The following is a 25083-nucleotide window of genomic DNA, read 5'->3' as shown; positions in this document are numbered from 1 at the left end:
CCGTCGTTGAGCGCGCCTTCGCAGAACGAGCCGGAGGCGTCGCTGTCCGCTTCGCGGCGACTGAAGAAGACCGGCGTCCGGGTGGTGATGCGCATCGCACCGGTCGTCTACCGCGCGTGGATGCGACTGGTCGCGGCTACGTCCCAGGTCGACGAATCGGCCGCGCGCGAGCTCGACGGGAGGCGCCGCCGCGGCGAAGGCATCGTGCTGCTGATGCTGCACCAGGACGTCTTCGTCGCGCCGTGGTTCCTTCGCGGTCTCGGCGTGTGCGGCCTGGCGAGCACGGGCGACGCCGGCGACATCATCGATGCGGTGATGCGCTCGCTCGGACATTCGAACGTGCGCGGCGGAACCAGCGGCCGCGAGAGCCGCCGCCGCACGCTCGGCGCGCTGCGCTCGATGATCCGCTATGGCAAGGATCGCGCACACGAAGGCTTCCTGATCGCGATCACGCCCGACGGATCGATCGGACCGGCCGGCGCGTGCAAACCCGGATTCGCACTGGTCGCGCTCGAAACCGGCGCGTCGGTCTGGTGCATCAAGATCCACGCTGCGCCGTCGCTGCTGCTCGATACCTGGGACCGCACGATGATTCCGCTCCCGTTCGGCCGCGTATGGGCGCGCATGGAAGGTCCGTTCGAAATTCCGGCCGATGCCGACGCAGCGGCGCTCGAACACGTGCGACGCGAAAGCGAAGTCGCGCTGCACCGGCTGCACCGCGAGGTATTCGCCGAGCAGGGAAAGGCTCCGTCGCCCGCTCTCGCACTGCACTCACGCGAGGGAATAATCGGGGACAGACACTGATTTCGAATAATCGGGGACAGACACCGATTTCGGGAAATCGGTGTCTGTCCCCGATTTCAGCCGCAATTGTTTCGTGCCGGCGAACGCGATAGCGGCGGCTCCGAGCAACCGCTGGAGCACCTCATGATCCGGTACAAGACCTTCATCTTCGACAGCAGCCGCTGGGACGGATTTCGATTCCGACAGGGCGACATCGTCATCAGTACGCCGCCGAAAGCGGGCACGACATGGACGCAGCGGATCTGCGCCCTGCTGATCTTCCAGACGCCGGAGCTCAGCGCGCCGCTGACGACGCTCTCGCCGTGGATCGACATGCTGACGCGCCCGCACGCGGACGTGATCGCGGATCTCGAACGTCAGACGCATCGCCGCTTCATCAAGACCCATACGCCGCTCGACGGGATACCGTTCGACGATCGCGTCACGTACATCTGCGTCGCGCGCGACCCGCGCGACGTTGCGCTCTCGTGGGACAACCACATCGCGAATGCGGACTTCGGCGCGCTGCTGGGCGCGCGCGATCGCGCAGTGGGAAACGCCGACATCGCAGACATGATCGAGAACGGTCCTCCGCCGCAGCCGGAAACCGAACAGGAACGCTTCTGGGCGTGGGTGAGCGACGAGACGCCGCCGCAGGAAAGCCCGAGCACGCTGCTTGCGACGATCAACCACCTGCAGACGTTCTGGAAAGTGCGCGACCTGCCGAACGTGATCCTGCTGCACTACGACGCGCTCAAGGACGATCTCGAGGGCGAGATGCGCCGCCTGGCCGCGCGTCTCGGCATCACGGTGCCCGAAGCGCTGTGGCCGTCGCTCGTCGACGCCGCGACGTTCGAGCAGATGAAGCGCGCCGCCGACAGGACCGCTCCGGGAGTGACCGAGTCGATCTGGCAGGACAACTCGAAATTCTTTAACCGCGGGACCAGTGGACAGTGGCGCTCGCTACTGACGACCGCCGAAGACCAGGCGCGCTACGAAGCTCGCGTCCGCTCCCTCGCCGATGCGGCTCTCGCCTCGTGGGCGCATCACGGCCGGCTTGGTCGATGAGCGGAAGCCGGCGCCGGCTCAGCCCATCCGGAAACAGCGCAACGGCTCGATTTTGTAGATGACCCGCGTCTCGGTCGGCCGGTGGAACGGATAACGATCGACCCCCATGTAGGTTTTCGCGAGCGAGTCGATGTGATGGTCGGCGCCTGTCTCGGAAATCTCGACGACCTTGCCGCCCACTTCGAGATAGCGGTACGCATTGTCGGGATCGACGATCGAAAGCGCCACGCGCGCATCGCGCCGCATGTGGCGGTCCTTGGCCCGGCCGCGCGCCGAATTGACCCGGATGAATGTTCCGTCGAAATCAAACCATACGGGAGTAACTTGCGGAGCGCCGCTGGCCGTTACGGTGGCCAGATGCGCGAGCGCCTTCTTGCTGAGCAGGTCACGATGGGATGCGGGAATTTGCACAGGCATTGCTGGTCTCCAGTGGTCGAGTAGGCAGGCCCGCGGACGCATAGCGCAGATGTCTTGCCACGGCCATTCTGATGGCCTGTGCAACGGCCACTACTGGAGAGAAGCATGCAGAAATTCGCCTACGATCACCTGACCTTCCTCGACAACTCGTTCCTGATCCTCGAGAAGGAAAACACGCCGATGCACATCGCGGGCACGGCAACCTACGACGCCGAGCCGCTCACGAAGGAAGACGGCGGCATCGACATCGACCGGATCCGCGCCTACATCGAATCGCGGATGCACCTGATCCCGCGCTATCGCCAGCGCCTGCAGCACAGCTGGTTCCACAGCGCTCCGATCTGGGTCGACTACGAGCACTTCAACATCCACTACCACGTGCGCCACACCGCGCTTCCGAGGCCGGGCGACGAGCGCCAGCTCAAGCGGCTTGCCGCGCGCATCATGGCGCAGCACCTCGATCGCACGAAGCCGCTGTGGGAGATCTGGATCGTCGAAGGTCTCGACGACGGCCGTCGCGTGGCGATGATCAGCAAGATCCACCACTGCATGGTCGACGGCGTCTCGAGCGTGGACCTGCTGAACGTGCTGCTCACGCCGAAGCCGCTCGAGACGTTCGCGGCCGCCGAGAAATACATTCCGCGGCCGGCTCCGACCGAGCTCGATCTTCTGCTGGAGACGGCCGGAACCGTTGCGCGCCTCCCGTTCGACATCGGCAAGAACGTGACCAGCCTCGTGACGCAGATGCAGGATCCGGTCTCCGACCTGCGTTCCCGCTTCCGCGCGCTGCGCGAGATGGTGACGACCGGCTTCGGTGTTTCCGAGACGCCGCTCAACCAGCCGGTCGGCCCGCACCGCCGCTTCGATTCGATGAAGATGAAGCTGAGCGACATCAAGGCCGTCAAGGACGCGCTCGGCGGCACCGTCAACGACATCGTGCTGGCGACCGTTGCCGGCGCAGTCCGTCGCTTCCTCACGCGCCGCAACGTCAACTGCGAGTTCCTCGACTTCCGCGTGATGGCGCCGGTCAGCGTGCGTTCGCAGGACGAGCGCGGCGCGCTCGGCAACCGCGTTTCCGCGTGGATCGTGCCGATGCCGCTCGGCGAGCCCGATGCCACCAAACGCCTCGAAGCCATCCGCCAGACGACCGCCCACCTGAAGGAAGCCAAGCAGGCCGCCGGCGCCGAGATGCTGACGCAGGTCGGCGAATGGACGCCGAGCACGGTGCTGTCGCTCGCCTCGCGAATGGCGACGCGTGCGATTCCGTTCAACCTGATCGTGACCAACGTGCCCGGGCCGCAGGTTCCGCTCTACATGCTCGGCGCACGCATGCACGACAACTTCGGGTTCCTGCCGCTGATGGACGGCCTGTGCCTCGGCATCGTGCTGTTCAGCTATGCGGGCAATCTGTGCTGGGGCTTCACGTGCGACTGGGACCTGGTTCCCGACCTCCACGACTTCGTGCTCGACGTCGATACGTCGTTCGGCGAGCTTCGCGACGCGGCGGCGGCGGTGATTGCCAAACGCGAGGCCGCCGCGCCGGAAGTCGCCACCGAGGACGCAGCGCACAGCGAAAAGACGCGCACCGCTGCGCGGGCCAAGAAGCCCCCGACACCGGCTCCCGTCGCAGCGCCGTCGACGGATACGCGTCACTGAGACCGCTTACAGCGGACAATCGAAAGCGACGTCGATTCCGACCGCCGCCTCGAGCACGAGCAGCGCATCGCTCGCGGTGACCGACCCGCTGGCGTTGACGTCGCAGACGCGCACGTCGCACTGACCGGTGCCGACCGACGCGTGCAGGATGAACAGCGCATCGCTGGCCTTCGGCGCGTCCGCATCGGCGCCGCCCGGCGAGCCGCACGGGATCAGGCTGCAATCCGCCGAGCAGAAGTCGCCGGGCTGGAAGTCGGTGTCGCCGTCGTCGCACTCTTCCCCGCCGTCGACACTGTCGTTGCCGCACACCGGCGCGCACGAAATCGTGTGCACCTCGACCACCGGCGGCGGCACGATGTCGTTCGTCTCCGGATCACCGGCTTCGGTCACGGTGACGCTGAAGTCTTCTTTTTTGGGAATCCCCGTCGGGACGAACGTGCACTCGACGATGTCGGTGGTGCCGCTGACTCCGAGCGGTGCGATCCAGCCGAGCGTGAGCGTGCCGGCATCGTCATCGAATTTGCCGAGCAGGACCGGGACCAGAGCGGTGCAATCGACGCCGTCGCCTTCTCCGGCGAATCCGCCCGGCGCGTTCGTGTAATCGGTTTCCCATCCGAGGTTTCCGACGGTGGCGTCCGTCGTCATCCGGAACGTGATCGTGCAGTTTCCGTCGCCGGCTGCGCGCTCGACCCCGTACGACGCGGGCAGACCTCCCGCAAGGCCGCTGCCTGTCGCCGGAAAGCCGACGAGGACTAGTGCAACCAGAACGATCGACGCGCGTATTGGTGTGGCAGGCATCGTCTTCCTTTGTGGCGTGGCGCACGCAGTCCAGCCAGACTGTTTCTCGCGAAGTGGCGCCACTACGCCGCGGCGGCCGGTAAATCGGGGCGCGCCACCTTCGCAACGATCGATTCGGACGTCGCCGTGCCGCACGACTGGCCAATGGCCCCCGCCGACGGCCCTCAAGCGGCCCTTGTTCGGCCCGGCGCTGCGCAGTACCAGTGAGGCTCGCGCAAGTCCCACGCGCCAAGGAGCCACCAGCGATGCTTCACCGACTGCCTCCCGAGCTCGAGGCCGACCAGTACAGTCAGCAGCACAACCAGCTGGAGGACCACGCCGACGGACGGGTCGGCAGCGAATCCGCCACCCGGACCGTCTTCCGGAGCTGTTCGCTCTGCGAGGCGGCATGCGGCCTGGTCTTCGAAGTCGCCGGCCAGCCGGGCGCCGAGCGCATCGTCTCGGTCCGCCCCGACCACGACGACGTGCACTCGAAGGGCTACATCTGCCCGAAGGGCATCGCGATGGCTGCGGTTCACCACGACCCCGATCGCCTTCGCACCCCGATGCGACGGCGCGCCGACGGCGAGTTCGAGCCAATCACGTGGGACGAAGCGTTCGATCTCGTCGGCGAGCGGCTGCTCGCGATCCGCCGCGAGCACGGCAACGACTCGATCGCGAGCTACTTCGGAAATCCCGTCACGCACAATCATGGCGCGCTCTTGATGCGCAACGGATTCCAGAAGGCGCTCGGCTCACGCAACTCGTTCAGCGCCGGGTCGCAGGATACGAGCCCGCGCTTTGCCGCTTCGCACTATCTTTACGGGAGCTCGCTCGTCATTCCGGTGCCGGACGTCGATCGCTCGGACTACTTCCTGTGCATCGGCGCGAATCCGCTGATCTCGCAGGGAAGCGCGATGGCCGGAGCGGACGTGAAAAACCGCATTCGCGCGATCCGCGAGCGCGGAGGCAAAGTCGTCGTCGTCGATCCGCGCCGCAGCGAGACCGCGAAGGAGGCCGACGAGCTCGTGCAGATCCGTCCCGGCGGCGACGCGTCGTTCCTTCTGGCGTTCGTCAAGCTCGTCGTCGATCGGAGCGGCGTTCCAGCCGCGGTGCGGGCAATGCTCGACGGCTGGGATGCCGTCGCGGCGCGACTCGAGCGGCTCGACGTATCCGCGGCCGCGCGCCACGCCGGCGTGGAGGTGGCCGTCCTCGAACGGCTCGCGCAGGAATTCACCCAGGCTTTGCGGCCGGTCGCCTACACGCGCATCGGCGTGTGCAACAACCGTTTCGGAACGCTCGCGACGTTCGCCGGCGATCTTCTCGACATCGTCGCCGGCCGCCTTGGTGCCGCCGGCGGCGCAATGTTCACGACGCCCGCGCTCGACGCCGCACTGCTCGCGCACGTCGGCAAAATGGACGGCCACGCGCGCTGGCACAGCCGCATCCGCAAGCTTCCCGAAACCGTCGGCGATCTGCCCGCCGCGTGCCTTGCCGAAGAAATCGAAGCACCGGGCGACGGCCAGATCCGCGCGCTGATCACGTACGCCGGCAATCCGGCCCTGTCGCTTCCGAACGGTCGGCGCGTAACGGCCGCGCTCGAAAAACTCGACTTCATGGTATCGATCGACATCTATCTGAACGAGACGACGCGGCACGCGGACGTGATTCTGCCTCCCGCATGGTCGCTCGCCGAGGACCACATCGATGCGGTGGTGCCGATGATTTCGATCCGCAACATCGCGCGCTGGTCACCGCCGGTCGTCAGCAAGCAGCCCGGTGAGCTTGCCGACTGGGAGATCCTGCACGAGCTCGCGCTGCGCCTCGGCGGCGGGCCGTTCGGACTGAAGGCTCTCGATTCGCTGTACCGCATCGGCCGGCACGCCGGCTGGAAATGGACGCCCGACAGCTCCGTCGATCTCGTGCTGCGCATGGGACCGCGCGGCGACCGGTTCAACCCGTGGTCGAGCGGGCTGTCGCTGAAGAAGCTCCGGGCCGCGACGCACGGTCTCGATCTCGGCGCGCTCGAAGAAGGCGTCGCGCATCGCATCTTCCACAAGGACGGGAAGATCCACGTCGGCGCGGCTCCGTTTCTCGCTGCGATGGACGAGCTCATCGAAAAGCTCCAGACGCCGCATCAGCAGGATGAGCTTCTGCTCGTCGGACGGCGCGAGCTGCGGACCAACAACTCGTGGATGCACAACGTGCCGTCTCTGGTCTCGGGCCGCGGCCGCTGCGTGCTGTTCGTGCACCCGGACGACGCGCGGAGCGCCGGCATCGAAGACAACAGCGACGTCTTGCTGACGAGCCGCGTCCACAGCGGCCCGGTGCGCATCAAGATCACCGACGAGATGCGTCCCGGCGTCGTCAGCCTGCCGCACGGCTACGGTCATGCGGCGTCGGCCAGGTGGCAGCGCGTCGCCGGCGCGCACGCGGGAGTATCCGTCAACGACTGGACCGACGACTCCGAGGTCGAAGGGATCGTCGGCCAGTCGATCCTGAACGGTGTTTCGGTGCGGCTGTCGCCGCTGCCGCAGGAAGCGGCCGCTTAGCTCCGACGCACAGTTGCGCAGGCCGGCTTCCCTGCGCAATTCCTGGCCGTTGGTCCATACGTCCCCGAACGCGTCCCGGCCTTTCACGTGGATTGCGGCCGTCCGTTGAACGGCTGCATCGGTGAGACCGGTGAGATGCGTTTCTCATCGTGATTCAGCGCGCTGGACACATCCCTGCCAAGCCCGTACCCGGCTTGCCAGCCCCGCAGGTCCGGCGGCACCTGCGGAATTTCGTACCGGAGACAAATCCGGTTCCCGCGCTGAAACGTACCTGCTGGAAAGCCCACCGAGACCGAAAGGAGAAAACTCATGAACCCCACGCCTCAGCTTCTTCTGCGAGCGGCTGCCGTGCTCGCTGCAGCGTCGTTATTTTCCGGACAGGCGACGGCCGCCGATCATCTCGAGGCCCCGCTCGTCGAGTCCGATCAGGGCGCCGACATCGCCGACGTCTACGCATTCGTCGACCCGAACGACAACGCCAAGGTCATCCTGGCTTTCGACGTTCATGGCTTCATCGTCCCGGGAGAGAACGGGAACGCGGGCGGCTTCGACCCGAATGTGCAGTACCGTTTCAACATTGAAAACACCGGAGACGCCGCGCCCGATGTTCTGATCAACGTACGCTTCGACGAGCAGACATCGCGCTCGCAGCCGCAGATGGCCCACATCGTCCTCAACCCGAAGGCCGGCAGGGCCAAGGAGTTGTTCGAGGCTCCGACGACGGTCGGGTCGGCGACGGCCGCGGACGCGCCGGCGCCAGTCGTCACGACGAAGGCCGGCGTCTCCTTCTTTGCCGGAATCACCGACGATCCGTTTTTCTTCGACATACCGGCGTTCCAGCGGTTCGCCGGATCGGTCCTCGCCGGTACGCCGGATGCTTCCGCGCTCAATCGCGGCCGCAACACGTTTGCCGGCTACAACATCCAGATGATCGCACTGAGCGTGCCGGCAAATATGCTCAAGGGTCCGGCGGGTGATGTGATCGGTGTCAGCGCAACGACGCTGCGCAACACCGAGGTGCATTACTCGCGTACGGACGATCCCCTCGCCGAGGGCCGTTTCGTGCCCATCGACCGCATGGGCGTACCGGCCATCAACACGGTTCTCATCCCGTTCCCGAGGAAGAACGAATACAACCGCGCGACGACGCAGCAGGATGCGGCCGGCAGGTTCGCCGGCGACATCGTCGCGACGCTTACCGCGCTCGGCACCGATCAGGCGCACATCGGAATCCTCGCCAACGTGGCGGTCGCCCATGGCGACATGCTGCGCCTCGACACGAGCCTGCCGAACATCGGGCTTCAGGGCGGCACCAACAGCGGAGCGGGATTTCCGAACGGCCGGCGGCCGGCCGACGACGTGATCGACACCGTTCTGTTCCTCGTGACCAACGAGCAGCTCACGACGGGCGATCATGTGGACGCCAACGACGTGGCGTTCCGCGACACGTTCCCGTTCTTTGCCGCCGCGCAGCAGCCGTTCGCTCCCGGAACCGTCGATGATCGGACGCGCAACTGAGATCACCGTGCTCGCCGTAACAGCGGCCCTGGCGCTGGCGGGATCCGGGCTCGTTCGCGAGGGCCAGGCCGTGCCGACAGCACGGCCTGGCGTCGCAACCAGCCCGACGGTGGCCTTCCTCAAGGCTCGCGCGGTCGAGGATCCTCTCGACTACGTTGCCCACAACCGGCTCGCGTCGAGTTACGTCAAGCTTCTGCGCGACAGCGGCGAGTTTGCGTACCTCGAGCTGGCCGCAGTCGAAGCCCGCGCGTCGCTCGCGGCCGTACCCGCCGAGCGCAATCCCGGCGGATTGTCCGCTCTCGCACTGGTGGATTTCGAATCGCATGACTTCGCCGGTGCGCTGTCGTCCGCGGAGCGTGCGTACCGGATCGATCCGAACAACACCGGCGCGCTCGCACTCTGCGGAGACGCCGAGCTCGAGCTCGGCAACTACGAGAACGCGGCAAGGATCTACGATCAGCTCGGCACCGACGCGGCGTCCGCGCCCGTACTCGCGCGCCGCGCGAGGCTTGCCGAGTTGCACGGCCATACCGAGGACGCTGGCCGACTGCTCGCACAGGCCGGCGATCAGGACGGCTGGTATCACGTGCGTCGCGGTGAGCTGCTGTTTCGTGCCGGCGACCTGGACGGCGCCGAGCGCGAATACTCGAAAGCACCGCAAAGCTTCGCGCAGCTCGATCATCTGGCCGAGCTTCGCGCCGCGCAGGGACGCTACGACGAAGCGGTCGCGGCCTACAGCGGATTGTTCGAGCGCTCCGGCCGCGCCGAAACTCTGCAGGCCCTCGGAGACCTGTACAGTTTTCGCGGACAGCCCGAGCAGGCAAAGCCGTGGTACGACCGGGCCAGGGCCGCGTACCTCGACTCCGTCGCGGCCGGCAACAATCATTATCTCCACCACCTCGCGGAGTTTTATTGCGACAGCGAGGAAGACCCCGCCGAAGCGCTTCGCTGGGCGCGTAAAGACCTGCAGGTCCGTCACAGCATCTACGCGTGGGACGCGCTTGCGTGGGCGCTGTACAAGTCCGGCGATTTCGCCGGCGCCAGGGATGCCTCTGCGAAGGCAACCGCGCTCGGCACCAGGGACGCCCATCTGCTGTACCACGCGGCGATGATCTCGCTTCGCACCGGCGATGCGGAAAAGGGCCGGTCCCTGCTGCAGCAGGTTCTGGTCGTGAATCCGGCGTATAACCGTTTTCACGTTCACCGTTAGGAAGTCCTGGCGGCCTCTTTGGGTTCGACGCGCGGTCCGACGCGGGTTGGACACAGCGCCGGTTGTGCCCTACGGACTTCGAGCGCCCGACCCGCAAGCATCCCGATGCGCCGCCATTTCACACTTTCCATCGCGATTTCCGCCGCCGTTGTGGCGGCATGCGGCGTGCGCGCGACCGCGGCATGCACGACGCACTGGGACGTCGTCTCGAACGTGACCTCGGATGCCGACTGGGGCGCGCTGCAGTTCGACATCGCGTATTCGACCGGCCGTTTCTCGGGCACCGATGCCGGCGTGCACTGCACGAACCTCGCGTCCGGCGCGCTCTACGCTCCATCCGATCACGACGCGTCTTCGCCGAAGATCCTCAGACAGGGCTGGATCGCGAATTCCCCGCACGCCGCGCCGGGTCCCGTGAGCCGCTGCACGTTTCTGTCGAGCGATGCCGTGAGCGCAACCGACTTTGCCGTCACGGTGACCGCACACAACAACACTGCGGGCAGCTCGATTCCACTCACCGTCGGCCTTTCCGTCACCTGCAGTCTTTGCGGCAACGGCACGGTCGATCCCGGCGAAGCGTGCGATCCGGCAATCGCCGGGCAGGAGTGCTGCAACGCCGACACGTGCGCGGCGATCGTCTCCGGCTGCAACCTTTGCGGCAACGGCATCCTGAACTCCGGCGAGCAGTGCGACGACCACGAGACGCTCGCCGGCGATTGCTGCTCGCCCGCGTGCCGGTTCGACGCGTCCGGAGCAGCGTGCGGAAGCGCAGCGCAGACCTCGTGCGACCTCGCCGATACGTGCAACGGCGCCGGCACCTGCAGGACCAACGTTCAGCCTGACGGTACGCAGTGCGCCGGAGACCTCTGTCACGGCGACAGCTTCTGCGCGTCGGGCGTATGTCCGAACGACGGCGCGCCGCTGTGCGACGACGCGAACCCGTGCACGCGCAACGACTGCGACCTCCAGAGCGGAGCCTGCTCATACGTCGTCGCTCCGACCGACGGCTGCCTGACCGCGTCCGGCTCCAGCCTGCTGCTGTCGACCGCGCACGAGGGCAAGGCGATCTGGAAGTGGGATCACGGCCAGACCACCGATTGCGCGGACTTCGGGGCACCGGACCAGGACTCCGTCTACGAGATGTGCATCTTCGATGCCGTCGGCAGCGGCCAGTACGTCCTGGCGTCCGACTTCCATCTGCCTGCGACGGCGATCTGGCAGATTCACGATCGCGACGGAGAGTGCAGCTGGACCTACAGGGACAGGAGCATGGCGATGCACGGCATCAAGCGGCTCGGTCTCGATTCCGGACCCGACGGAAAGGCGGCCATCGCGCTCAGCGCGCAAGGCCCGCAAACTCCGATGCCGACTCCCGTCAGCAGCGAGCGGTTTCTGAGCTTCAATCCCGCGGTCGTCGTCCAGCTGTTCAACGTTTCGGATGCGGGCCAGGGGATGTGCTGGCAATCCACGTTTACCGACGCAGCGAAGAACGACGGGAAGAAGTTCCGCGCAGCGCTGAAGTAAGGTTCCGCGAGCGCGCGCGACGGATGCAATGCGGGTGCATGCGGCGCCGGCGCCGCATCAGTCGCGGTCGATCTTGTGCCAGACCGCTGACGCGCGTTTTCTCGCGCGCTTCCATAGCCCCTCGCTCGTGATCGCCTTGCGCGCGCCGCGCGGCGAGCCGGCTTCGGCGAGCATGAGCGAATAGACTTCCCCGCCGGCGTCGCCTTTGCCGCTCTCCGATTCGAACACCGACAGGCGCACTTCTCCGCTGCGAAGAAAGTCGACCTGCATGAAGCCGGTGTGTTTCGGGCTCGAATGCGCGAACAGCGTGTTGTGGGTCGAGCCGACTTCCGAAGATCGCGACGTCGCGCCGAGCCCGCTCACGACCGTGTAGCGGGGGCCGCGCGCGGTCTTGAAGACCTGCAGGCTGTGATCGTGCCCGGCGGCATAGAGGAGCGTCGGCGCATCCTGCTTTTCGGCTTCGGCCATCGCGTCGCGCAGCAGCGTTCGCAGGTGGATGTTGGTTGCGTTCGAGGCATCCTGCGGGCTCGGGGAGAAATGCTGGCGAGCCAGGACCGCCATGGTTCCGAGCACCGGCATCGGAATCCATTCGAAGTACCACGGCAGGTAGTGCCGCATGAAGCGCAACGGAAACAGATGCGTGAGCGGTTCGACGAAGCCGCCGTGCGGCCCCGCGCTGTTGAGCGGATGATGCGCAGCCACGACCGCCCAGCGTCCCTCCTTCGCCGCCTCGCGAAGCTCCGCGATGAGCGCTTTGACGACGTCCTGTTCCGTCGTGCACTCGCAGCCGGTCGGATTGTTCTCCGGGCAGGGCTTGTCGTTCGGCTGGTCGTGTTTGATCGCCAGCTCGAGGAACCATTCGGTGTCGAGCACGATCAGCTCTCCGCGCTTGCCGAGCGGTATTGCGACCGGCCCGGGGCATCCGCCCTCGGGAACCATGCGCACGTTCACGCCGGGGCTCATCTTCGAAACCGCTTTCAGGTAGTTCTGCTGCTCGAGCACGCGCTTCCAGCCTCCGGCTGCAAACGGGTCCCAGTCGTGATTGCCGGGAATGAAGATTCCCTCCGCCGGCGTATCGCGGACGGTATCGATCTGGGCATCGAGCAGACGCTCGGCCTGGTGCCGGCTGTCGAAGACTTTCGGGAGAACGGCGTTGGCCGCTTCGGCCGCTTCGTCGGCAGCAACCGACTCGCCGGCCTCCGGCATTCCGCGCTCGTAGACGTTGTCGCCGAGGAACGCGACGGTCGTACGATCGGGCAGCAGGCGCACCTGCCGGCCAAGCATCTCGAGCGCGGGCTCGCCGTTCGGATCCGCATCGCCGGCGTCGCCGACGAGCAGCAGGCGATGATCGACCTGGGCCGCGGCCGACGGCGGAACCAGCGTCATGCGTCCCGCGCGGTAATACGGCGAGAGATGCGTGCATGCGCTGACGAAGAACGTCGCCGCCAGCAGAAGTGCCGTTGTGAACCTGGGCGCAGTCACCCTGCACCCGATACACCCCGGCATCGAAGTCATTTCAACTCGTGATGCGAACGGACGGCAGATTTTGCCGCCAGGCACGGAGCTGGATTGCCGTGCGCGGCTCGAATGAGTCGCAGTATGGACGGAAAGTTGCGGCGGGCTCCGGGACCGGAGCCCGCCGCGTACGGGCAGGATCGAACGGCGGTCCGATCAGTTCGTGATGACCAGATCCGAGGTTTCGCAGTGCTGCGAACCGAGCACGCCGCCCGTCGTCGGACTGAAGACCACCTTCCACGAAACCACCGCGCTCTGGGTGACCTTGACCGTCGTGTTGGTCGTCGAGGCAGTCGCCGGTGAGGCCGCATCCGTGAACGGAATCGTCTCCGTATCGCGAAGGATTCCGTTGCCGGTCGCGCCGCAGTCGGGGCCGTCATACAGCGTGAACGAGAAGCTTCCGCTCAGATTGGTGTCCGTCGTCCAGCTGGCCGAGGCGGTGTCGTTCGGAAGCCAGTCCTGCTCCGACGTCGTGATCGACGTCTCGTAGATCTTGACTTTCCACTCTTCAAAGCCGCCTTCGCTCGGGAACGTTCCGCCCCACTTCGAATACAGCACGAAGTACGTGTCGCATCCGGAAACAGAGCCGTACTCGCAACCGGGCGGAATGGTGCTCACCGGAACGAGGTAACGCAGGTCGCCGCGGCCTGATCCCTGATTGACGTCGTTCATCAGGATCGCGCCGTCGAATGCGTACTCGGGAGTCAGTGCGAACGGGTAGCCGGTCAGTGCCGGATTGTCGGTGAAGTAGACCTCGAACTTGTCGAGAGAAACCTTCTTCGCGCTGTTGCCCTCATTGGTATCGCAGAAGATCTCCCAGTACTCGTTGCCGTTCACCGTCACGAGCGGAATCTCGCTGACCAGCATCGAGCGCGTGAACGTGCCGGCCTTCGTGTTGAACTGGACCGCACCGTCGGTGTTGTAGCCCTGCTCGGTCGGCGCGCCCTGAAGACGCACGAACGAATCGAAGATACCCGAGCCGGACGAGCCGAACGTGGTGTTGGAATCGCCGATATACGAGACGATCGCGCCGTCCTGCGTGGTTGCCTCGGCGAATCCCTTCCGGTTCGGAATCTGGATGTCGTAGGTGCCGCCGTCGGCCAGCGCAGCCACGGGCGACGTCAGAGAAAGTGCAATGGCTGCCGCAGAGGCAGCCGCCCCGATTGTTGTCGACTTGAATCCTTTCATCGTGTTTCTCCTGAGTGATGAGCGAGCGGACACCCGCTTCCTGTTGCGGTGAGGAGATTCACGGACCGGCGAAGTTAACGCCAACGGATCACTGATCATGGACAAAGTCTTTTGGCGTCACATGTGATACGCGACACCAATCGAATGAGCGTCGGCTGCCCGAAAAGGCGGCAGCACTGGCGCGGGGCGCGGAAAGGCGGGAGCCAGCCCGCCGCTGTCCGGATCAGATGATTCCGCTCTGCCGCAGGCCTTCGATCTCGTCCGCATTGAAACCGTGCTCGGCGAGCACTTCGTCGGTGTGCTGGCCAAGCAGCGGAGATGCGGTGATTGCCGTCTCGGCGCCGCCGCCCATCTTGATCGGCGAGCCAGGCAGCTCGAGGCTGCCGCGCACCGGATGGTCGATGCGAGCGATCATTCCCCGCGCGCGAAGATGCTCGCTCTGGAACAGGTCGGCCGTATCCATGACCGCACCGCACGGCACGCCGGCTTCACCAAGGAGGCGCATCGCTTCGAACTTGTCGTGGCCGGCCGTCCAGTCGCCGATCATTTTCGAAACCTCGTCCCAGTGGTTTCCGCGATCGCGCTGGATTTCGTAGTCGTCGTGGCCCTTGAGGTCGGGGCGACCGATCACGTCGAGCACCGCGTGCCACATGCGGGCGGTCGTGACCATCAGGTAGATGTAGTCGTTCGGGCCTCCGCCTTTGGTCGCATAGAGATCGGTCGGGCACAGCAGGCCCATGCGGTTGCCGTACCGCATCGCCGGAAAACCGCCGGTCAGATAGTGCGCGACGAGCGCCGAGCGCATGAAGTTGAACATCGCGTCCTGCATCGACACTTCGACCGACTGGCCTTGGCCGGTGCGAAGCCGTTCGATGTAAGCCGCCAGCACCGCGACCGCGAGCGTAAGCCCTGCGCCGGTATCGCCGAACGTAACGCCGGGTTTGAGCGGCGGCGTCTCGGGAGTGCCGGTCACGGCCAGCACGCCGCCGGTTGCCTGCCCGATCATGTCGAAGCTCTTGTAGTCGGCCCACGGTCCCCACGATCCGAAGCCTTTGACCGACGCGTGGATGATGTCGGGCTTGATCGCCTTCATCGCGTCGTAGCTGAAGCCGAGCTCTTCGAGCACGCCGTTCGCGTAGTTCTCGGCAACGACGTCCGCGCGCGAGATGAAACGCCGCAGCAGCTCGCGGCCGCGCTCGGTTTTCAGGTTGAGGGTGACCGAGCGCTTGTTCGAGTTGAACATCAGGAAGTAGATCGCGTCGGCGTCGGGCCGCTCCGAGATCAGGCGCCGGCCGGGCTCGCCCTCGGGAGGCTCGACCTTGATCACGTCGGCGCCGAGCCAGGCGAGCAGCTGGGTGCAGGAGGTTCCCGCTTCCCACTGGGTGAGATCGACGATCCGAAGTCCCTCGAGAGCTGCCATCGCTGCCTCCGCCTTTGTAGAGATGTCAGACGCGCACGCAGACGCCGCGCTGTCCGAGAAATTCCTTCACTTCGCCGATCGAATACTCGGCGTAGTGGAAGATCGAAGCCGCGAGCACGGCGTCGGCTTTGCCCGCCGTGAGCCCGTCGAACATGTGCGCCGGCGTTCCGACTCCGCCCGACGCGATGACGGGAACTCCGACGGCTTCGGCGACGGCGCTCGTCAGCGCAACGTCGTATCCGGCCTTGGTGCCGTCGCGGTCCATGCTCGTCAGAAGAATCTCGCCGGCGCCGAACTCTTCCATGCGGCGGGCCCATCGCACGGCGTCGATGCCGGTCGGACGCCGTCCGCCGTGCGTGTAGATCTCCCAGCCTTCGTCCGTCGATTCGTCGACGAGAAGCTCCGGGTAGCGCGCAGCCCACGGAGGTTTGCCGCTCACGCCTCCGCCTTCGGCTTCCGATGCGATTTTCGTCTGCCCCGCGCGAAGACGCGCGTCGACGGCAACCACGATGCACTGCGCGCCGAATGCCCGCGCGGCCGTGCGGACGAAATCGGGATCCGAAACGGCCGCAGTGTTGATCGAGACCTTGTCGGCGCCCGCGTGCAAGAGCGTGCGCACGTCGTCGACGGTTCTCACCCCGCCGCCAACCGTCAGCGGCATGAACGCCTGCTCGGCCGTGCGCCGGACCACGTCGAGGATGATGCCGCGCTTCTCGTGGCTTGCGGTAATGTCGAGGAACGTCAGCTCGTCGGCGCCTTCGGCGTCGTAGCGCGAGGCGCATTCGACCGGATCGCCCGCGTCACGCAGTCCGAGGAAATTGACGCCTTTGACGACGCGCCCGTCCTTGACGTCGAGACACGGGATGATGCGTTTGGCGAGCATTGCGGTTCTTCCGGTCGCCTCAGCCTGCGGCAGCTGCAAGCAGATCGCAAAGCCGCACGTCGCCGTCGTAGAGCGCGCGGCCGACGATGACGCCTTCGATTCCCGACGATGCCACGCTGCGTATCCGCGTCACGTCGTTCGCCGAATGAACTCCGCCCGATGCGATGACCGGGATCGACAGCGCTTCGGCGAGTCGCGCGGTCGATTCAACCGATACTCCCTTTCCGGTGCCATCGCGCTCGATGTCGGTAAAGACGATGCCGGCCGCGCCGCGCGACTCCATGTCCCGCGCGAGCAGGGTCGCATCGACCGACGTGGTTTCCATCCAGCCGCGCGTGGCAACCTTGCCGCCGCGCGCATCGATGCCGACCCACACGCGGCCCGGCCACAGGCGCGCCGCCTCTCCGACGAAGTTCGGATCCTCGACTGCCGCGGTGCCGACGATGACGCGCGAAAGGCCGACTTCGAGCCAGCGTTCGACGTCGACGAGGGTCCGGATGCCGCCGCCGAGCTCGGTGACGACACCGCGGCCTGCGACGAGCGCCGTACGCAGGATCGCGAGCACGGCTTCGCGGTTGGTTGCGGTACCGTCGCGTGCGCCGTCGAGGTCGACGATGTGGATCGCCTCGGCGCCTTCGGCGAGCCAGCGCTCGGCCATCTCGGCGGGGTCGTCGCCGAAGACGGTTTCCTTCGCGTAATCGCCCTGCACGAGCCTGACGCAGCGCCCGCCGCGGATGTCGATTGCCGGTAAAATCAGCACGTCGGTCCTGTGAAGAGCCCGTGTTGCGCCGGGCTCCGGAAAAGCAGGGTTTTTGTCGTCATGCCGCGCGGCGCGCAGCCACGAGCCCGGCGAAGTTTTCGAGGATGCGTAGCCCTGTGGCCTGGCTCTTCTCGGGATGAAACTGCGTCGCGAAGATGTTGCCGCGCCACGCGCTCGACACGAACTCGACGGCATAGCGCGTCGACGTCGCGATGATCGACGGATCCGGCGTCTCGACATAGTACGAATGCACGAAGTACACGCGCACACCTGGCGCGAGGCCTTCGAGATGCGGCGCACGCCGCTTGATGTCGAGCTCGTTCCATCCCATGTGCGGAACCTTGAGCGCATGGTCGCGCGGCTCGAACCTGCGCACGCGGCCGGGAAGGATGCCGAGACCTTCGACGCGCCCGAACTCGTCGCTCTCCTCGAACAGGATCTGCATGCCGACGCAGATTCCGAGGAACGGCCGGTCCGACGCCGCGGCCGCGCGCACCGCCGGCTCGAGGCCGGCCGACCGGAGGTTGTCCATGCAGTGCGCGAACGCACCGACGCCCGGCAGCACGACGGCATCGGCCGCGTCGATCTCGGCAGGCGATGACGTCACGCGCACGTCGGCGCCGACTTTCTCGAGCGCCTTCGAGACGCTGCGCAGGTTGCCCACGCCATAATCAACGACTGCGATCACGATCCTTCCTTCAGAGCGATCCTTTCGTCGACGGCACGCCTTCGACGCGCGCGTCGAGCGCGCATGCCATCCGCAGGGCTTTCGCGAACGCCTTGAACGTCGCTTCGATGATGTGGTGCGGATTGCGACCGTAGCGCACGTTGATGTGCAGGTTCATGCCCGCCGACGTCATCAGCGCCTGGAAGAAATCCTCGACGAGCCCGACGTCGAAGGTGCCGACACGCTGCGGCTTGAGCCCGACGTTGTAGACCAGGTACGGACGCCCGCTCAGGTCCACCGTCACCGCGACCAGCGCTTCGTCGAGCGGAGCCTCGAAATGACCGAAGCGATAGATGCCGGCTTTCTCGCCGAGCGCGCGCCGGATCGCTTCGCCGATGGCGAGGCCGACGTCCTCGACGGTGTGGTGGTCGTCGATGTGCGTGTCGCCCGACGCTTCGACGGCAAGCCCGATGTTCGAGTGCCGCGACAGCGCCTCCAGCATGTGATCGAGAAACGGAACGCCGGTCGTCACCTGGTAGCCGGGCTCCTCGATCGCCACGCGCACCGAGATCCGCGTCTCGCTGGTTTCGCGAAGAACCTCGGCGCGGCGGACTTCTGTGGACGCGGCAGCTGCGCGGCCGCGCTTTTTGCGCAGCGCCACGACCGGGGCCTTCGTGCGCACGGCCGCGCTTGCGGACGCCTTCCTGCGCGAGGCCTTCGCCTGAGTCCTGGCTTTGGTTCCGGCTTTTTTGCTTGTCGCCATCTTTTCCTCTCCGTCGTCTGCTGCGCCGGAAGTCGCCGGCAATGCTCTCGCGTCCTGTGCGGCAGGCAGCGCTTGCGCGTCGTTGCCTATGGAATCCGTCTCAGCACGGCCAGTGCGTGGGCATCGAGGCCCTCGGCGGTGGCCAGTCGTACGACAGTCGGCGCCAGCCGCTCGAAGCCGGCGCGATCGACTTCGATGATACTGGTTCGCTTGACGAAGTCATAGACACCGAGCGGCGATGCGAAGCGCGCCGAGCCGCCGGTGGGAAGCACGTGGTTCGGCCCGGCCGCGTAGTCGCCTATGGATTCGGTGGTCATCGATCCCACGAAAATCGCACCCGCGTTGTGCAGCTTCGCGACCAGGCTTTTCGGCCGGCGCGTGAACACTTCGAGGTGCTCGGGCGCAATCTCGTCGGCGATCTCGCAGGCACGCTCGAGGCTCTCGACGACGAGGATCGTTCCGAAACGCTCGAGCGAGCGGGCCGCGATCGACGCCCGCGGGAGCTCGCTGCACTGGCGCTCGACCGCGCGCGCCACGTCGCGCGCGTGCTGCTGCGACGTCGTGATGCAGATCGATGCGGCCAGCTCGTCGTGCTCGGCCTGCGCGAGCATGTCGGCGGCAACCCACTCCGGATTGGCCGAATCGTCGGCAATGATCAGCACTTCGCTCGGCCCGGCCACCATGTCGATGTCGACCTCGCCGAAGACCAGGCGCTTGGCCGTCGCGACGTAGATGTTTCCGGGGCCGACGATCTTGTCGACGCGCGCGACGGTCTTGGTCCCATAGGCGAGCGCGGCAACGGCCTGCGCGCCGCCGATCCGAAGCACACGCGTCGCGCCGGCAATTCCGGCAGCCACCAGCACCGCGTCCGCAATCCCGTCACGGCCCGGCGGCGTAACGACGGTGATGTCGGCGACGCCGGCAACCTTTGCGGGCACGATGTTCATCAGCACGCTCGACGGATACGCCGCCTTGCCTCCCGGCACGTAGACGCCGGCGCGGGCAAGCGCAGTCAGGCGCATCCCGGTGCGGATGCCTTTCTCGTTGCGCTCGAAGCTCTTCTCGCGCTCGAGCATGTGAAACGCACGGATGCGGTCGTGCGCGGCTTCGAGCGCTCGCACGAGATCCTTCGCAAGGCGCCGGCGCGCGGCCGAGATCTCTTTCGGCGTGATCTCGAATGCGGATGGCGAAAGGCGCACGCCGTCGAACTGCTCGGTAAAGCGCACGATCGCCTTGTCGCCGTCGTTGCGGACCGCGTCGAGGATCCGGCGGACGGCAACTTCGACGCCGCGCGGCCCCTGCCCGCGCTGCGCAAGTGCCGCGAGCTGCTCGCGCGCGGCTTTGCTGCCGTCGGCGAGCGGCTTGAGGCGCGCGGTTTCTCCCGCGCCCCGCGCCGGATTGCCGGACATCGCGGACCTGGCCGATCTCGCTGACCTCGCCGTGCGTATCGATTTCATCGCTCAGTCTCCCCCGCTCTCGCGCCGCACGTTGGCGCCGAGCGCCGCGAGCTTGGCGTCGATCAGCTCGTAGCCGCGATCGAGGTGATAGATGCGCAGCACGTCGGTGCGGCCCTCGGCCGCAACGCCGGCCAGCACGAGGCACACGCTCGCGCGCAGGTCGGTCGCCATGACCGGTGCGCCCGACAATCGTTCGACGCCCGAAACGACGGCGTGCCCGCCCGGCAGAACGTTTACATCCGCGCCCATGCGCGCGAGCTCCGAGACGTGCATGAAACGATTCTCGAAGATCCGCTCGTGCACTTCGGCGCGGCCGTCGGCAACGCACAGAAGCGCAGTCCACTGCGCCTGCAGATCGGTCGGAAAGCCCGGAAACGGTGCCGTGACGATGCTGACCGGGCGAACCCGCTGCGTCATCTTCAGGCGCACGCCGCCGGTGTCGATGTCGACCTGGCAGCCCGCGCGCATCAGCGCTTCGAGCAGGCTTTCGAGATGCTCGGCCTTCGCGCCGCGCACGTAGACGTCGCCGCCGGTCATCGCCGCGCCGATCAGGAACGTCCCGGCGACGATGCGATCGGGAATCACCTCGTGTCGATAGCCGCCGAGCTTGGGGACACCTTCGACTTCGATCACCGACGAGCCGGCGCCGCGGATCCTCGCACCCATCTTGACGAGCGCCGCCGCCAGATCGACGATCTCCGGCTCGCGCGCGGCGTTTTCGATGCGCGTCGCGCCGTCGGCGAGCGACGCCGCCATCAGCACGTTCTCGGTGGCGCCGACCGACGGCATCGGGAAGATCACATGCCCGCCCGCAAGCCGCTTCGCTTTTGCGTCGGCGTAGCCGCCTTTGAGCTCGACGCGGGCGCCGAGCCTCTTCATGCCTTCGAGGTGGATGTCGATCGGCCGCGCTCCGATCGCGCAGCCGCCGGGACGCGAGACGTGCGCTTCGCCGAAGCGCGCGAGCAGCGGCCCGAGCGTCAGGAACGACGCACGCATCCGGCGCACGAGCTCGTATGGAGCTTCGCGCCCTTCGATCGCGGAGCAGTCGATGACGAACTCGGACGGCGTCGGCCATTCGACCTGCGCGCCGAGGCTCTGCAGCAGGCGGATCGTCGTGCGAATGTCGGCGACGTCCGGGACGTTCGACAGGTGACACGGCTCGTCGGTCAGAAGGCTCGCGAACAGAAGCGGCAGCGCGGCGTTCTTGGCGCCGCCGGCCTCGACGTCGCCGTCCAGGCGACTCGGTCCTTCGATGACGAGCTTGTCCATTGTCCGATGCCCTTGCCTGTATCCCGCTACGCGCGCCTTCGACCCATGACCACGCGATCGATTCCGGCCAGGTCGCGCCGCACGACGACCTGGTCGTAACCACGGCTGACGAAACGTTCGCGGACGCGCGCCGACTGCGTGCCGACCTCGACCAGCAGCACTCCGCCGGGAGCGAGCATCTCGAACGCGTCGTCGACGAGCGGCGCCGTGACATCCATGCCGTCGGCGCCGGCTTCGAGAGCCCAGCGCGGCTCCCACTGTCCGACTTCGGGCGGAAGCGTGCGCATCTCTTCGCTGCGGATGTACGGCGGATTGGACACGATCGCATCGAACAGGCCGCAGCCGGCAAGCGGCGCGCAGCCGTCGCCGAGCCGGAACTCGATGCGGTCGGACACACCGTGACGAGCCGAGTTGGCCGGTGCGATCTCGAGCGCCGCTTCGGAGCGGTCGGTTGCGATCACGCGCGCATGTTTCATCTCTTTGGCAATTGCGACTGCAATCGCGCCCGAACCGGTGCCGATGTCGGCAACGAGCGCAGCGCCGCTGTCGCCATCCGGCCGCGTCCGCAGCGCATCCACCGCGAGCTCGACGACCAGCTCGGTTTCGGGACGCGGCACGAGCACGCGACGATCGACGTCGAATTCGAGCGACCAGAACTCGCGGCGACCCGTGATGTAGGCCACCGGCTCACGAGCCGCGCGCCGCCGCACCAGGTCGCGGTAACGGCCGATCTCGGCCGCACCGAGCGGCTGCTCGAAATTGGTGTAGAGCTGCGTCCGCGTCATCCCGAGCACTTCGGCCAGCAGCAGCTCGGCATCGAGCTTGGCGCCGTCGATGCCTTTGCTCGCCAGGAACGTGGCCGTGACCTGCAGGTACTCGAGCAGCGTGCGCGGCGCGCTCATAGCGCGGCCTCGGCCTTGAGCGCTTCGGCCTGGAAGTGCGCGCGCAGCGCGCTCAGCATGTCGTCCATCTGGCCGGCCAGAAACGCATCGAGCGAATACAGCGTCAGGTTGATGCGGTGGTCGGTCACGCGGTTCTGCGGAAAGTTGTACGTGCGGATGCGCTCGGAGCGGTCGCCCGATCCCACCATCGCCTTGCGATCGGCCGCGATCTCCGCGTGCTGCTTGGCCATCTCCTGGTCGAACAGGCGCGAGCGCAGGATCTTGAGCGCCTTCGCCTTGTTCTTGTGCTGGCTCTTTTCGTCCTGGCACGTGACCACCAGGCCCGACGGAATGTGCGTGACGCGCACCGCCGAATCGGTCGTGTTGACCGACTGCCCGCCCGGACCCGACGAACGGTAGACGTCGACGCGCACGTCCTTGTCTTCGAGACGGACGTCGACTTCCTCGGCCTCGGGAAGAACCGCGACGGTGACCGCGGACGTGTGGATGCGGCCCTGCGATTCGGTGTCGGGCACGCGCTGCACGCGGTGCACGCCGCCTTCGAACTTGAGCAGGCCGTAGGCGTCCTTGCCCGAGATCATCAGGATCGCTTCCTTCGCGCCGCCTTTGCCGCCTTCGCTGACGCTCAGCATTTCGGTCTTGAGGCCGTGCTCCTGCGCGTAGCGCAGGTACATCTTGAGCAGGTCGCCGCCGAACAGGGCCGCTTCGTCGCCGCCGGTTCCCGCACGGATCTCGAAGATCGCGTTGCGCTGGTCGAGCGGGTCTTTCGGCACCAGCAGCATGCGAAGCTCGCCGTCGAGCGCTTCGAGCGCGGCCTCGAGCTCGCGATATTCTCCGGCCGCCATCTCGCGGATCTCGGGATCGCCGTCCTCGCGCAACGCGCGGGCCTGCTCGAGCTCGCTTTCGGTCTGGCGGCGGCGGCGATAGACGCTGACGATCTCGTCGAGATCGGAGCGCTCGCGCATGAGCTTCGCAAAACGACCCTGGTCGCTGAAGACCTCGGGGTCTGCGACCTGCGCTTCGATCTCTGCGAAGCGGCGTTCGATTTGCGCGAGCTTGTCGAGCATGGGCTTTCCAGCGGCCCTACCTCGGCCGGGCTGAAACACGAAGAGGGCCGAAGTTTCCTCCGGCCCTCTTCGAAAGTCTCCGTCTGTGCGCCGCTACTTGGAGGCCGCGGGCTTGACGTTGGCGTACTTGAGCCGGAACCTTTCGACGCGGCCTGCCGTGTCGAGGATCTTCTGGTTGCCTGTATAGAACGGATGGCAATCCGCGCAGATTTCGACGTGAACCTTGGGCGAGGTCGACCTCGTCTTGAAGGTGGCGCCGCAGGCGCAGACGACCTCGATCTCGTTGTACTGGGGGTGGATGGCTGCCTTCATGACGTCCTCGCTACCGCAGCCGGAACCGCGGAAACGAGGGGTATAGCAACGAGGGCGGCCGGGCTCAAATCGGACCCGCCCCGACCCGGAGGCATCCGCGGACGGTCCCGAGTGCGAGAGCGGGCCGCCGCCTTTGTCATTGCCCGGTGACGACGGCTTAAGAGCGCCCTGGAGGATCCTCGATGTCCGAGCTCGTTTCCTACGATCTGAAGCACGGCGTTGCCACGGTGACGATGGACGACGGCAAGGTGAACGCGATGTCGCCTGCCATGCTTGCGTCGCTGCATTCGGTCTTCGCGCGCGCCGAGGCCGACGATGCCGTGGTGCTGCTGACCGGCCGCCCGGGAGTCTTCTCGGCCGGATTCGATCTCAAGGTCTTCTCGCAGGGCCGCGAAGCCACGCTCGAAATGCTGCGGCTCGGCGCCACGCTGATCGAGCGGATCCTCGCGTTTCCGTCGCCTGTCGTCACCGCATGCGGCGGCCATGCCTATCCGATGGGAGCTTTTCTCATGCTGTCCGCCGACCGGCGCGTCGGCGCGAGCGGTGACTTCCGGATCGGAATGAATGAGGTCGCCATCGGTCTGACGCTGCCATGGTTTGCGATCGAGACCGCACGGCAGCGGCTCAGCCCTGCGTATTTCCAGCGCTGCGTGACCGGCGAGATGTACGGGCCGGACGAAGCCGTCCGCGCGGGTTTCCTCGACGAGGTCGTGGCGCCGGATGAGCTGATCGCGCGCAGCTCGGCCATCGCGCGGTCGCTTCTTGCCGTGGATCGCGCCGCGCATCGCGAGACCAAGAAGCGCCTGCGCGCGTCGGCGCTCGCTGCGATCCGCGCATCGATCGAAGGCGAGCTCAGCGAATGAATCCGGCGCCGTTTTTTGTCTTCCAGTTCGTGTGGTTCCTGATCTCGTGGACGGCGCTTGCCGCGCTGTTTGTGGCTCCCGCGCTGCGGCGCTACGCGGCCGACGATGCTCTCGCGATCTGCATCGCCCCGCAGCTGTTCCGCGTTCTCGGAGTCGGACTGCTGGTTTCGAACCTCGCGCCGGGCATGCCCAGGTCGTTTGCGATCCCGACCGCCGCCGGCGATTCGCTTACGGCGTTCCTGGCGCTGCTCTCGGTCATCGCGTTGCGGCGCAGGTGGCCGGCGCGGCGGAAACTGGCGTGGACCTGCAACATCGTCGGCACCGCCGACCTTCTGATCGCGCTGCCCCACGCAGCTGCGATCGGCTCGGCACAGTTCCTGACGGCGCAGTGGTACGTGCCGGCGCTCGGTGTTCCCCTCATGCTGGTCAGCCACGCGATGACGTTCCGCCTGCTGGCCGCAGGTCATACAACGGACGCTGCGACCGCGCCCGGCTGACGCTCGACCGACACA

The 25083-nt window shown here is 66.5% G+C and carries 23 protein-coding genes; 9 read left to right on the top strand and 14 right to left on the bottom strand.

The features are described from left to right. Positions 1-6 precede the first annotated feature (6 nt). Together VN634_09735 and VN634_09730 are read left to right on the top strand one after the other, a co-directional pair. Positions 7-804, top strand: a complete 798-nt coding sequence (locus VN634_09735) for a DUF374 domain-containing protein (GenBank protein ID HXC51152.1) — start codon at positions 7-9, stop codon at positions 802-804. Between the two features lie 123 nt (positions 805-927). Continuing rightward, positions 928-1851 carry a sulfotransferase domain-containing protein gene (locus VN634_09730; GenBank protein HXC51151.1) on the top strand — a complete coding sequence of 308 codons (924 nt, stop codon included), beginning with the start codon at positions 928-930 and terminating at the stop codon, positions 1849-1851. Between the two features lie 18 nt (positions 1852-1869). Here VN634_09730 and VN634_09725 read toward each other — a convergent pair whose 3' ends face one another. After that, a complete protein-coding gene (locus VN634_09725; protein HXC51150.1) occupies positions 1870-2268 on the bottom strand; it encodes a PPOX class F420-dependent oxidoreductase in 399 nt (132 codons plus the stop codon). Between the two features lie 105 nt (positions 2269-2373). Between VN634_09725 and VN634_09720 the strand changes: the two genes are divergently transcribed. Next, positions 2374-3924, top strand: a complete 1551-nt coding sequence (locus tag VN634_09720; GenBank protein HXC51149.1) for a wax ester/triacylglycerol synthase family O-acyltransferase — start codon at positions 2374-2376, stop codon at positions 3922-3924. Positions 3925-3930: 6 nt separating this feature from the next. Here VN634_09720 and VN634_09715 read toward each other — a convergent pair whose 3' ends face one another. Then, on the bottom strand, positions 3931-4722 hold the full coding sequence (locus tag VN634_09715; GenBank protein HXC51148.1) for a hypothetical protein: 792 nt from the start codon (positions 4720-4722) through the stop codon (positions 3931-3933). A 245-nt stretch (positions 4723-4967) separates the two neighbouring features. Here VN634_09715 and VN634_09710 point away from each other — a divergent pair, with 245 nt between their 5' ends. The 4 genes from VN634_09710 to VN634_09695 all read left to right on the top strand — a co-directional run bounded on the left by VN634_09710 (position 4968) and on the right by VN634_09695 (position 11505). Then, positions 4968-7253 carry a molybdopterin-dependent oxidoreductase gene (locus VN634_09710; protein HXC51147.1) on the top strand — a complete coding sequence of 762 codons (2286 nt, stop codon included), beginning with the start codon at positions 4968-4970 and terminating at the stop codon, positions 7251-7253. A 309-nt stretch (positions 7254-7562) separates the two neighbouring features. Then, positions 7563-8771 carry a DUF4331 family protein gene (locus VN634_09705; protein HXC51146.1) on the top strand — a complete coding sequence of 403 codons (1209 nt, stop codon included), beginning with the start codon at positions 7563-7565 and terminating at the stop codon, positions 8769-8771. Then, positions 8752-9981, top strand: coding sequence for a tetratricopeptide repeat protein (locus VN634_09700; GenBank protein ID HXC51145.1), 1230 nt, complete (start codon positions 8752-8754; stop codon positions 9979-9981). Before VN634_09705 ends, VN634_09700 begins: the two co-directional genes overlap by 20 nt. 105 nt (positions 9982-10086) lie before the next feature. After that, positions 10087-11505, top strand: coding sequence for a hypothetical protein (locus tag VN634_09695; protein HXC51144.1), 1419 nt, complete (start codon positions 10087-10089; stop codon positions 11503-11505). A 57-nt stretch (positions 11506-11562) separates the two neighbouring features. On the opposite strand, the gene VN634_09690 is transcribed toward VN634_09695, so the two are convergent. The 12 genes from VN634_09690 to rpmE all read right to left on the bottom strand — a co-directional run bounded on the left by VN634_09690 (position 11563) and on the right by rpmE (position 23708). Further along, positions 11563-12987 carry a metallophosphoesterase gene (locus VN634_09690; protein ID HXC51143.1) on the bottom strand — a complete coding sequence of 475 codons (1425 nt, stop codon included), beginning with the start codon at positions 12985-12987 and terminating at the stop codon, positions 11563-11565. Positions 12988-13176: 189 nt separating this feature from the next. Then, positions 13177-14208, bottom strand: a complete 1032-nt coding sequence (locus VN634_09685; GenBank protein ID HXC51142.1) for a hypothetical protein — start codon at positions 14206-14208, stop codon at positions 13177-13179. A gap of 223 nt (positions 14209-14431) precedes the next feature. Beyond that, positions 14432-15628 (bottom strand): CoA transferase, encoded by a 1197-nt coding sequence (locus tag VN634_09680; GenBank protein HXC51141.1) that lies wholly within the window; start codon positions 15626-15628, stop codon positions 14432-14434. Between the two features lie 25 nt (positions 15629-15653). Continuing rightward, positions 15654-16511 carry an imidazole glycerol phosphate synthase subunit HisF gene (gene hisF, locus VN634_09675; protein HXC51140.1) on the bottom strand — a complete coding sequence of 286 codons (858 nt, stop codon included), beginning with the start codon at positions 16509-16511 and terminating at the stop codon, positions 15654-15656. 19 nt (positions 16512-16530) lie between these two features. After that, on the bottom strand, positions 16531-17271 hold the full coding sequence (hisA, locus tag VN634_09670) for a 1-(5-phosphoribosyl)-5-[(5-phosphoribosylamino)methylideneamino]imidazole-4-carboxamide isomerase (protein ID HXC51139.1): 741 nt from the start codon (positions 17269-17271) through the stop codon (positions 16531-16533). Between the two features lie 58 nt (positions 17272-17329). Further along, on the bottom strand, positions 17330-17959 hold the full coding sequence (gene hisH, locus VN634_09665) for an imidazole glycerol phosphate synthase subunit HisH (protein HXC51138.1): 630 nt from the start codon (positions 17957-17959) through the stop codon (positions 17330-17332). A 10-nt stretch (positions 17960-17969) separates the two neighbouring features. Next, positions 17970-18701: an imidazoleglycerol-phosphate dehydratase HisB gene (gene hisB / locus VN634_09660; GenBank protein HXC51137.1), complete on the bottom strand. Its 732-nt coding sequence runs from the start codon at positions 18699-18701 to the stop codon at positions 17970-17972. Positions 18702-18787: 86 nt separating this feature from the next. After that, positions 18788-20158 carry a histidinol dehydrogenase gene (gene hisD, locus VN634_09655; protein HXC51136.1) on the bottom strand — a complete coding sequence of 457 codons (1371 nt, stop codon included), beginning with the start codon at positions 20156-20158 and terminating at the stop codon, positions 18788-18790. Between the two features lie 3 nt (positions 20159-20161). After that, the gene (murA, locus tag VN634_09650; GenBank protein ID HXC51135.1) at positions 20162-21427 is read right to left on the bottom strand and encodes a UDP-N-acetylglucosamine 1-carboxyvinyltransferase; all 1266 of its coding nucleotides are present in this window, start codon (positions 21425-21427) and stop codon (positions 20162-20164) included. A 26-nt stretch (positions 21428-21453) separates the two neighbouring features. Next, a complete protein-coding gene (prmC, locus tag VN634_09645; protein ID HXC51134.1) occupies positions 21454-22329 on the bottom strand; it encodes a peptide chain release factor N(5)-glutamine methyltransferase in 876 nt (291 codons plus the stop codon). Continuing rightward, positions 22326-23396, bottom strand: coding sequence for a peptide chain release factor 1 (gene prfA / locus VN634_09640; protein ID HXC51133.1), 1071 nt, complete (start codon positions 23394-23396; stop codon positions 22326-22328). The genes prmC and prfA overlap by 4 nt, the downstream gene beginning before the upstream one ends. A gap of 93 nt (positions 23397-23489) precedes the next feature. Continuing rightward, positions 23490-23708, bottom strand: coding sequence for a 50S ribosomal protein L31 (gene rpmE / locus VN634_09635; GenBank protein HXC51132.1), 219 nt, complete (start codon positions 23706-23708; stop codon positions 23490-23492). 182 nt (positions 23709-23890) lie between these two features. On the opposite strand from rpmE, the gene VN634_09630 reads away from it, so the two are divergent. Together VN634_09630 and VN634_09625 are read left to right on the top strand one after the other, a co-directional pair. Continuing rightward, positions 23891-24571, top strand: a complete 681-nt coding sequence (locus VN634_09630) for a crotonase/enoyl-CoA hydratase family protein (protein HXC51131.1) — start codon at positions 23891-23893, stop codon at positions 24569-24571. Beyond that, the gene (locus VN634_09625; protein HXC51130.1) at positions 24568-25068 is read left to right on the top strand and encodes a hypothetical protein; all 501 of its coding nucleotides are present in this window, start codon (positions 24568-24570) and stop codon (positions 25066-25068) included. The genes VN634_09630 and VN634_09625 overlap by 4 nt, the downstream gene beginning before the upstream one ends. Positions 25069-25083: the final 15 nt, after the last annotated feature.

The sequence above is a fragment of the Candidatus Limnocylindrales bacterium genome (assembly GCA_035571835.1).
GTDB lineage: Bacteria > Desulfobacterota > Binatia > UBA1149 > CAITLU01 > DATNBU01.
The sequence above is the reverse complement of the archived record's forward strand: the minus strand, read 5'-3'. Positions and strand labels throughout refer to the sequence as shown.